We start from the raw sequence: 9,739 nt of genomic DNA, 5'->3' as shown, positions 1-9,739 counted from the left end.
GGCGCTCGGTTTATGCCCTGCTGCACAACCCAAGACATGCACCGGCTCATTTGTCACCACACATGATCGGCATCGGCTCCGCCGCGAACGCCAATGGCTCCCGATGCCCGAAATACAAGGCTGTCAGCAGCCCCGCCGTGCCCATGACCAGACAAAAACCGACACACACCCACGGGCTCCACGGCATCAGCGCAATCAGCGCCAGCGGCGTGGTACTGGCCCACAGCGCGTAGGCCACGTTGTAGGTGAAGGAAATGCCCGACACGCGAATCTCGGCCGGGAACAGTCCAACCATCACCGACGGCACCACACCGACCACGCCGCAGGACAGCCCCGCCAGCGCATAAGCCAGCCAGGTCATCTCCCACTGCCCCACCAGGCTGGCGTACAGCGCACCGATACCCAGCGGCAGCAACAGGCTGTAGAGCATCAGCGCACGCCAGGCACCCACGCGGTCAACCAGCAGCCCGGCCAGCACACAGCCGATGTTGAGGAAAACAATACCCACGCTGCTCAGGGCGAAGGTGTGCCCGGCGCTCATGCCAAAGCGTTGCTGCATTACCGTGGGGGTGATCACCACCAGCACCACCACGGCCGAGGTCAGCACACAGGTCAGCAATGCCGCCGGAATCAACGCCCGGCGGTGCTCGCCCAGCACCCGCCGCAGCGGGAATTTCACCGGCTGTTCCTGGCGCGCACGCAGGGCAAGGAACACCGGTGTTTCGCTGAGCCAGCGGCGCAGCCACACGCCAATCACACCAAACACGCCACCCAGCAGGAACGGGTAGCGCCAGGCGTAATCGAGGATTTCCTGCGGCGAGAACACTTGCGCCAGCAACGTCGCGGTCAGTGCCCCCAGCAGGTAGCCGAAGGTCAGCCCGGCCTGCAAGAAGCCCAAGGCATACCCACGCCGCCCGGCAGGCGCGTGCTCAGCGACGAAGGTCCAGGCACTTGGCACCTCGCCCCCCACGGCCGCGCCCTGGAGGATGCGCAGCGCCAGCAGGATCAACGGCGCGGCATAGCCGATGTCGGCGTAGGTCGGCATTACCCCGATCAGCAGGCATGGCAGTGCCATCATCAGGATGCTCAGGCTGAACACCCGCTTGCGCCCCAGGTGGTCGGCGAAGTGCGCCATCAGGATGCCGCCCAGCGGCCGCGCCAGGTAGCCGGTGACGAAGATCCCGAAGCTTTGCAGCAGGCGCAGCCACTCTGGCATCTCGGGCGGGAAGAACAGCTGGCTGAGGGTCAGCGCAAAAAATACGAAAATGATGAAGTCGTAGATTTCCAGCGCGCCACCCAGTGCCGCCAGGCCCAGGGTCCGATGGTCGCCGCGGCTGAACCGGGGCGGGCGAGCGGTATCGATGGCAGTCATGGCAGGGTCCGCAAATCGGCAAAGGGCAAGAGGATAGCAAATAGCTGCCCCGTTGCCCCGCCTGCTGCGCCGCTAGCGGTTGAACACCGTGTGCACGAAGTTGGCCCGCGGCCGTGGCCTGGCCGTAGCCGTCGGCATGGCGCCCGGCAGCGGTAACTTGCCGACCAGCATCGGTCCGTCGATGATCGCCATGAATGACTCCAGCGCCTCGTTGTCGGGCACCTGCGGCAGGCTCAGACTGACCGCCTGGCGCTCGGCCTGCGGTACCGCAGGCACTTTCAACTGGCTGGAATGGTAAAGCAGGGCGTGCTGGATCTGGGTACTGACGCGACAAAAACGCTCCAGGTCTACCCCGGCATGGCTGGCCAGTTCGATATTGCCCAGCAGCAAGTGAAAAGGCTGCAAGGCGCACTGCACCAAACGCTGCAGCTCCTCGAAGCTGTCAACGGGGGCGATCCGGTAGTAGCCCAGGCCATTGAGCAGCCGCTCCAGCTGCAACCGCTGGCAGGGGTGGGTATCGGCAATGAGAATGCGCAGGGTCTTGTTTGCCATGGTCGGGCCTGGGCAGCTGGGTAATGGGTACATTCCATGACCTTACTGCGCCCGTTAAGGCTCATGCCAAGGCCATGCCTGGCAGCGGTCTACTTTGATAGAAGTCGGGAACGCCGCATAAATCAAGTGATTGACTGACGGAATTTGCATTTGACTTTAGCCCGGTACTCCGGTATGCCACTTGCGCTCACCCCATCAAGCCGTGCAGGTAACCGCGCGCCTAAACCCAGACGCTCGCACTTCGTTTAAAGGAGGCTCATGCCCCAAGGCATCGCCTCTTACATTCGCGGAGAACCCAGATGTTTCGCCCGGCCCTAGCCTTTTTCGCCCTGACCCTGTCCAGCGTCGCATGGTCCGCCGAGCCCTGTTCGGTAGACATTCACAGTACCGACCAGATGACCTACGACCTGAAAACGATCACCGTACCGCAGACCTGCCAACGTTTTACCGTTAACTTGCTGCACACCGGCACACTGCCCAGGAATATCATGGGCCACAACTGGGTGCTGGCCAAAAAGGACGACATCAAAGGCGTGACCACCGATGGCGCTGCGGCAGGTGAGGCCGATAACTACCTCCAGCCGGGCGACAAGCGCGTGCTCGCCCATACCCGACTGATCGGTGGTGGCGAAAAAGATTCGGTCACTTTCGACACCGGCATGCTGCAGGCAGGCCAGACGTACGCGTTCTTCTGCTCCTACCCTTTCCACTCCACCATGATGAAGGGCACCCTCACATTCGGTACCTCGTCAGGCAGCTGACGCTATCGAAAAGTGGGCCGACAAGCCGAACGTGCGCTCAGGCCTCGGCCCACTCACGCATACGCAGCCGGCAATGCTTCATGGCGTTGACGATGTGCTTCTCCACCATGGCCTTGGACAGGCCCAGACGCGTGGCAATCTCCGCATGTGACAGACCTTCGAGCTTGCGCAGCAAGAAGCACGCCCGGCAGGTTTCGCTCAGCTGCGCCACTGCACGCTGCAGCAACTCCAGGCGTTCTTCCTGGCGACAGGCGCCGTGCACGGGGGCGACGAAGAACCGCTCATCGGTTTCCAGAACCTCCAGAGGCTCGGCGCGACGAAGCTGGTTGCGCCGATGTCCATCGGTGACCAGGTTAAGGGCGGTGCGGTAAAGGAAAGCGCGGGGATGGGAGATCTGCGTGTCGTCACACCGCTCGAGTACCCGCAGATACGCCTCCTGCGCGATATCTTCAGCAGCATGGTGGCTACCCAGACGCGAACGAAGGAACCCGACCAGTTCACGGTAGTAATGCTCGAGCAGTACACCCGAAGACGGCATCGAAGCGCTTTCCCTGTTGTCCGATGATGATAGAAGACCGCTGCAGGCCAAGTAATGGCACCGCTGGCGCATAAAATATAATAATTCTCATCAAGCTTAAAGACGTTGTTACATTTCCACGCCCGCAACGCGCGTTCCCCGCTAAATCCGCGCTGATCGCTTTCGTTTAATCGGCAGCCTCCCTAGCTGATCCTTGGTGACAGCGGCCCTCTCATGGTCGGAAATCCTGCATGATCCCTCAACGCCTTACCCGTCGTGCCGTAACGCTCGCGCTGTGCCTTATTCCGGTGGCCGCATTCGCCACCTGGCAACTGTTGCCCGGCGAGGCCGAGCAGCGGCCATTCGTCAGCGTCAGCCGTGGCAACATCGAATCCAGTGTCACCGCGCTGGGCACCCTGCAGCCCCGTCAGTACGTCGACGTGGGCGCGCAGGCCTCCGGGCAGATCCGCACGTTGCACGTAGAAGTCGGTGACACCGTCAAGCAGGGGCAACTGCTGGTGGAGATCGACCCTGCCACGCAACAGGCCCAGCTGGATGCCGAGCGCTATGCCATCCAGACCCTGAAAGCGCAGGTCAAGGAGCAGCGTGCCGAGCATCTCCTGGCCGAACAACAGTTGCGTCGCCAGCAGCGGATGGCCAGCGACGGCGCCACGCGCGAAGAGGATGTGCAGACGGCCCAGGCCAAGGTGCTGACAACCCAGGCGCGCATCGACATGTATGAGGCGCAGATTCTCCAGGCGCAGGCCACGTTGCGCAGCGCGCAGGCTCAGCTCGGCTACACCCGCATCTACGCCCCGATCGGCGGTACCGTGGTCGCTGTCGATGCCCGAGAAGGGCAAACCCTGAACGCGCAACAGCGCACCCCGCTGATCCTGCGGATCGCCAAGCTGTCGCCGATGACGGTATGGGCCGAGGTCTCTGAAGCCGACATCGGCCAGGTCAAGACCGGCATGCAAGCCTACTTCACCACCCTGGGCAGCGGCGGCAGGCGCTGGACCAGCACCGTCAGGCAGATTCTGCCGATCCCGCCCAAACCGCTGGATCAGCTCAGCCAGGGCGGCGGCAGCCCGGTTGCCGCCGGTACGGCAAGCGGCAGCGGGACCGGCCGCGTGGTGCTCTACACCGTGCTGCTGGATGTCGACAACGATGACAACGCGCTGATGGCCGACATGACTGCCCAAGTGTTCTTCGTCGCCGGATCTGCCAAGGATGTGTTGACCGTGCCCATCGCGGCGCTTCAGGGACGCGGCCAGGGCGAGGGGCTGCAGACTGCCCATGTTCTGACCGGCAAAGGCGACGTACAGACGCGCCAGGTACGTACCGGGCTCAGCGACCGCCTGCGCGTGCAGATACTCGATGGGCTTGCCGAAGGTGACAAACTGCTGATCGGCCCTGTCGGCGGTGAGGGTTGACATGAGCACTCCGCTGATAGAGCTGGTCGGCATCCGCAAATCCTACGGGGGCGGCGACAGCCCCAAGGTCGATGTGTTGCGCGGCATCGACCTGAAAGTCCATGCCGGCGAATTCATCGCCATCGTCGGCACCTCAGGCTCTGGCAAGTCGACCCTGATGAACATCCTGGGTTGCCTCGACCGCCCAAGCGCCGGGCAGTATCGCTTCGCCGGCCAGGATGTTGCCGGCCTGAGCAATGACGAACTGGCCTGGTTGCGCCGCGAAGCGTTCGGGTTCGTGTTTCAGGGTTATCACCTGATCCCCTCCGCCTCGGCGCAGGAGAACGTGGAGATGCCGGCGATCTACGCCGGAACCACGGCGGCCCCGCGCGCCGAAAGGGCCAAGGCCCTGCTGCAACGCCTGGGCCTGGGCGAGCGCACCGGCAATCGCCCGCGCCAGCTTTCAGGCGGCCAGCAACAACGGGTGTCCATCGCCCGGGCATTGATGAACGGCGGCCACATCATCCTGGCGGACGAGCCCACCGGTGCGCTGGACAGCCACAGCGGCACCGAGGTCATGCGCCTGCTGGATGAACTGGCCGAGCAAGGCCATGTGGTGATCCTGATCACCCACGACCGCGATGTGGCCGCTCGGGCGCAGCGCATCATCGAGATCCGCGACGGCGAAGTGATCAGTGACAGCGGCGCCGACCAGGCGCCGCCACCGCGTCGCCCAGGTGCGCTGCAAGCCGTCGATCTGGCCGGGCGCCTGGTGCGTGCCGACAGCCAGGGCAGCCCATGGCTGGGCGAAACCCGGGACGCCCTGCAAGCCGCCTGGCGGGTCATGTGGAGCAACCGCACACGCACCGCGCTGACCCTGTTGGGAATCATCATCGGCGTCGCGTCGGTGGTCGTCATGCTGGCGGTGGGTGAAGGCAGCAAGCGCCAGGTCATGGCCCAGATGGGCGCGTTCGGCTCGAACATCATCTTCATGAACGGTGCCCCTCCAACACCGCGCGCTCCGCCCGGCAACGTTCGCCTCAGCGACGTGCAGGCGCTGGCCGAGCTACCGCAAGTGAAGTCCATCATGCCGGCCATGACAGTGGAGGCGCAGGTGCGCTTTGGCAATCGTGACCTGGAGTCGACCATCGGTGGCTATTCGCCTGTGTTCCCGACGCTGATGAGCTGGCCCGTCAGCGAAGGCAGCTTTTTTACCGACAACGACCTGGCCACGGCTGCGACCGTGGCGGTGATCGGCTCGGAGGTGCGCAAGAAGCTGTTCGTCGACGGCCAGGACCCGATCGGCCAGTACATCCTCATCGAGAACGTGCCGTTTCAGGTGATCGGCGTGCTCGCCAGCAAAGGCTCCAGTGGCGCCAACCAGCGAAACGACCTGCGCATCGCCGTGCCGTACTCAGCGGTTTCCATACGTCTTTCCGGCACGCAACACCCGGAATACGTGATCATCGGTGCCGCCGACAGCACCCAGGTGCATGACACAGAACGCGCAATACGCCAACTGATGCTGAGCCTGCACGGTGGCATTGAAGACTTCGAGATCGACAACAGCGCGGCGATGATCCAGGCCGAGGCGGCGACACGCAACGAGTTGTCCCTGATGCTTGGCGCCATTGCCGCCATTTCGCTGCTGGTCGGCGGGATCGGCGTCATGAACGTGATGCTCATGACCGTCCGCGAACGCACCCGCGAAATCGGCATCCGCATTGCCACCGGCGCCCGACAGCGCGACATCCTGCGCCAGTTCCTGACTGAAGCCGTGGTGCTTTCGCTGACCGGCGGCCTGATCGGCGTCTGCCTGGCGTTGCTGATCGGCGTGGTTCTCAGCCTGGCCAAGGTGGCCGTGGCGTTTTCTGCCCTGGCGATAGTGGGTGCCTTCGCCTGCTCGGTAGCCACGGGCGTCATCTTCGGTTTCATGCCCGCGCGCAAAGCCGCCGCCCTCGACCCTGTCGCCGCCCTGACCAGTGAATGACCATGACCAGAACCCCGTTTTTACTGCTACCGCTGCTGACCATCCTGAGTGCTTGCAGCCACACCCCCGCGCCACTGGACAGCGGTATCGCTGCACCTGCCAGCTGGCAAAGTCCGGCTGGCGGCACGGCGGCCTCCGCGCAGTGGTGGACAACGTTCAATAGCGCTCAACTGAGCCAACTGATCGAGCAGGCTCGCCAGGGCAGCCATGACCTGCGCGCCGCCATGGCCAGGGTCAGGCAGGCACAGGCCGACCTGCGTATTGCCGGCGCCCCCCTGCTACCGCGCCTCGACGCCAGCGCCGACGCCTATCACCAGCGCTTGCTACGAGGCCAAGGGTACAGCGAGCAGGACACGTCGAACCGCGAGCGGACCTACCGCTACTTCAACACGGCCCTGACGACCCGCTACGAGCTGGACTTCTGGGGTAAAAATGCCGCTGCGCGTGACAGTGCCCGCCTTGGCCTGCAAGCCACTGCACGTGACCGAGACACGCTCGAACTGAGCCTGACGAGCAGCGTTGCCGATACTTACCTGAGCGCCCTCGCCGCTCGTGAGCAGGCACGCATCGCCGCGCTTAACCTGGAAAACGCCGAGAAGGTCCTGAGCCTTGTGCGCACACGATTCCAGGCCGGGTCGTCGACTGCCCTGGAACTGGCACAGCAAGAGAGCCTTGTGGCCAACCAGCGACAACAGTTACCGCTCTACCAACAAGAGGCCCGCGATGCGCAGATCACCCTGGCAACCCTGCTTGGCGCGCCGGTGCAGGCGCTTGAACTGGCCGATCAGCCTTTCGATCAACTGAGCGGCCCGAGCATTGCCGCCGGCATTCCCAGCCAACTGCTGACGCGCCGCCCGGATATCGCTGGCGCAGAGGCGCGCCTGGCGGCGGCTCAGGCGGATGTCAGCGTTGCGCGGGCAGCACTGTTCCCCACGGTGAGCTTGACGGCCAGCCTGGCCACTGGCGACAGAAAAGCCATCGACCTGCTGCGCAACCCGGCGCTCAACCTCGGTGCCGGTCTGACGGCGCCCATTTTCAATAATGGCGCCTTGCGCGCCGAGCGTGATCGCGCCATCGCTCGCCAGGACGAGCTGCTCGAGGCCTATCGCAACGTGCTGATCACCAGTTTCGGCGAAGTCGAGAAGGCCTTGAACAGCGTCGACGGCCTGGACCGCCAGACACACTGGCAGCATGAAGCGCTCACCCAGGCGCAACGTGCCTTCGACCTGGCCGAGAACCGCTACCGGGCCGGGGCCGAAGACCTGCTCAGCGTGCTGGAAGCGCAACGCAGCCTGTTTACAGCACAGGCCGAACGGGTACGGCTGCGCAAGGCGCGTTTGCAGGCCAGTGTTGCGCTTTACAAGGCGTTGGGCGGCGGCTGGACGGCGTCGGACACACTGATGACAGCGAGGTAGGCAAGCCCCTGACCGGCGCCCTACCTGCTGCAACACCAGCCCAAAATCGTCACCACTACAAACCGCCACGTCGCGGGCCGGGTGCCAGATGGCGGGCATACCAAGGCCGCTGAGGCACCCTGCTGGCCAGGCGATCGCCGTCTTCTTCAGGGCTGAAAATGACCTGCAAGGCCAGCTTCATGGTCTCGATGTCCAGTTTCCCGGTGCCGCCGCCATTGCCCAGCCCCCAGGCACCGCAACCTTCACGCGTAGGCCCCAGCCAAGGCTCGGCCACACGCACCCAGCGCCCTGGTGCAAACCACGGAATACCATCGATCATCTGCGGCTTCACTTCCCCTGGGTGCGCCTGCTGGTGGGCCAGGTACCAATCGTTCAGGCGGTCGTCGATCCAGCCATGAAAGGCCCAGAACACCGGGTTGACGTGGGAGGAAAACGGATCGCCTAGGAAGTCGTTCTCGGCGCGGAACCAGCGCTCGGAAAAATCGTAGTTGCGACGCCCGTAAGGCATCGGGTAATCCGAGTTCGGGTCACGCCCCAGGGATGCCCAACGCATGTGCAGCCAATCATGGATGCCCAATTCGATGCGTGAACCCAACTCTCCCAGACACAGGGTGCTGAGGTATTGCGGATCATGCAGCTGGGCTTCCCACAGCTGGAAGTTGGCGTGCAGCCCCTGGCTGCTCTTGACGTAGTACAGCCACTGGCTGAAGGCTTCATCGCCGGCCGCCTGCCAGTTGGGCGGGACGCTGTAGCCGTCGCGGTTGTCGAGGTAATCGAAAAACGCCTGAACGCCCTGCCCGATCGATGGGCGTGCCGCAGGCAGGCTTGCCCAGGAACGCAGGTCCTGGACCTCGCGCACGCCATGCAGCATGTGCCGATGCATGAACAGAAAATCCTCGCCGGAGCCGTTGCGATGGCGATCATGCCCGCGTGCGTTGCGCTCCTTGCCCAACGGGCCGACCTGCCAACCCAGCGCACGCACCATCTGCCGCCGGGATTCATCGATGCGGTGCCAGCGATCGCGGCTGGCGTGCCAGAGCTGGTGATAGTAGCGACGCTGCGGTGAAATCAGGTCCTCGTGCAGCGCCGCCACGTACGGCAGCCGCTCACGTGCCAGCACGAACGGTCGGCGGACGGCGACAAAGCTCGCCTGCGCCCCGGAATGCCCTGCCTGCGTCCCTGCCAGGCGCACGTGCCCACTCAGGGTCGCGCTGCCTCCCCCCTCGCTCCAGTCGCCCCATATCTCATCCAGCACGGCATCGCAGTCATAGGCCTCGCCAGAACCCGCCATCATCTTCAGTTGCACCTTCGGCAGCCGGTCGGCAGCCAACGGGCCGTATACCTGCAAACCCTGACCGCCATAGGGCGCAGTACCCAGGTAGCCGCGCAAGGCACGGGCACCCTGCCCTACGTCGAGCAGCAGCTGCTGCGGTCGGGCCAGCCCGGCCAGCGCCGGGTGATCGCTCGTCATGCGCCAGTCCCAGATCCCGACCAGCCGTTCACCCAACAGCGCATTGGGCAGGTCATCGACCGGCACCGCAGGCTCGTCACTGCTCAGCTCCGCTTCCTCGGCCCGCTGCCACGCCTGCCGTGCGTAATACCCGGCAGGCAGTGCTACACCGGCGGCCACCAGGCCCGCCAGGATCTTACGACGTGACACTTTCATCCACTGTACTCATGACGTGACTCCTGCTGCGAAAACGAATGGTTGAGGAAGCGA

8 protein-coding genes are annotated in these 9,739 nt (G+C 64.2%); 4 read left to right on the top strand and 4 right to left on the bottom strand.

All coding sequences use genetic code 11. From position 1 onward, the window contains the following. Positions 1–46: 46 nt before the first annotated feature. Both APH36_RS24280 and APH36_RS24275 read right to left on the bottom strand, forming a co-directional pair. Complete coding sequence (locus APH36_RS24280; protein ID WP_060500803.1) at positions 47–1,372, bottom strand: MFS transporter; 1,326 nt, start codon at positions 1,370–1,372, stop codon at positions 47–49. Positions 1,373–1,444: 72 nt separating this feature from the next. Continuing rightward, entirely contained in the window at positions 1,445–1,924 is a 480-nt protein-coding gene (locus APH36_RS24275; protein ID WP_060500802.1) for a response regulator, read from the bottom strand. 299 nt (positions 1,925–2,223) lie between these two features. Here APH36_RS24275 and azu point away from each other — a divergent pair, with 299 nt between their 5' ends. Further along, positions 2,224–2,685 (top strand): azurin, encoded by a 462-nt coding sequence (azu, locus tag APH36_RS24270; RefSeq protein ID WP_060500800.1) that lies wholly within the window; start codon positions 2,224–2,226, stop codon positions 2,683–2,685. A gap of 37 nt (positions 2,686–2,722) precedes the next feature. On the opposite strand, the gene APH36_RS24265 is transcribed toward azu, so the two are convergent. Further along, a complete protein-coding gene (locus APH36_RS24265) occupies positions 2,723–3,223 on the bottom strand; it encodes a sigma-70 family RNA polymerase sigma factor (protein ID WP_060500798.1) in 501 nt (166 codons plus the stop codon). A 230-nt stretch (positions 3,224–3,453) separates the two neighbouring features. Here APH36_RS24265 and APH36_RS24260 point away from each other — a divergent pair, with 230 nt between their 5' ends. From APH36_RS24260 to APH36_RS24250, 3 genes are read left to right on the top strand one after another with little or no spacing between them, the layout of a single operon-like run. Further along, positions 3,454–4,635 carry an efflux RND transporter periplasmic adaptor subunit gene (locus tag APH36_RS24260; protein ID WP_060500796.1) on the top strand — a complete coding sequence of 394 codons (1,182 nt, stop codon included), beginning with the start codon at positions 3,454–3,456 and terminating at the stop codon, positions 4,633–4,635. A gap of 1 nt (position 4,636) precedes the next feature. After that, entirely contained in the window at positions 4,637–6,604 is a 1,968-nt protein-coding gene (locus APH36_RS24255; protein ID WP_060500795.1) for a MacB family efflux pump subunit, read from the top strand. Further along, positions 6,601–8,019: an efflux transporter outer membrane subunit gene (locus APH36_RS24250; RefSeq protein ID WP_060500793.1), complete on the top strand. Its 1,419-nt coding sequence runs from the start codon at positions 6,601–6,603 to the stop codon at positions 8,017–8,019. The genes APH36_RS24255 and APH36_RS24250 overlap by 4 nt, the downstream gene beginning before the upstream one ends. 55 nt (positions 8,020–8,074) lie before the next feature. Here the strand turns inward: APH36_RS24250 and APH36_RS24245 are convergent, their stop codons facing one another. Further along, complete coding sequence (locus APH36_RS24245) at positions 8,075–9,685, bottom strand: PvdJ/PvdD/PvdP-like protein (RefSeq protein WP_082426449.1); 1,611 nt, start codon at positions 9,683–9,685, stop codon at positions 8,075–8,077. Positions 9,686–9,739 lie beyond the last annotated feature (54 nt).

The sequence above is a fragment of the Pseudomonas sp. NBRC 111133 genome, from assembly GCF_001320605.1.
GTDB lineage: Bacteria > Pseudomonadota > Gammaproteobacteria > Pseudomonadales > Pseudomonadaceae > Aquipseudomonas > Aquipseudomonas monteilii.
The sequence above is the reverse complement of the archived record's forward strand: the minus strand, read 5'-3'. Positions and strand labels throughout refer to the sequence as shown.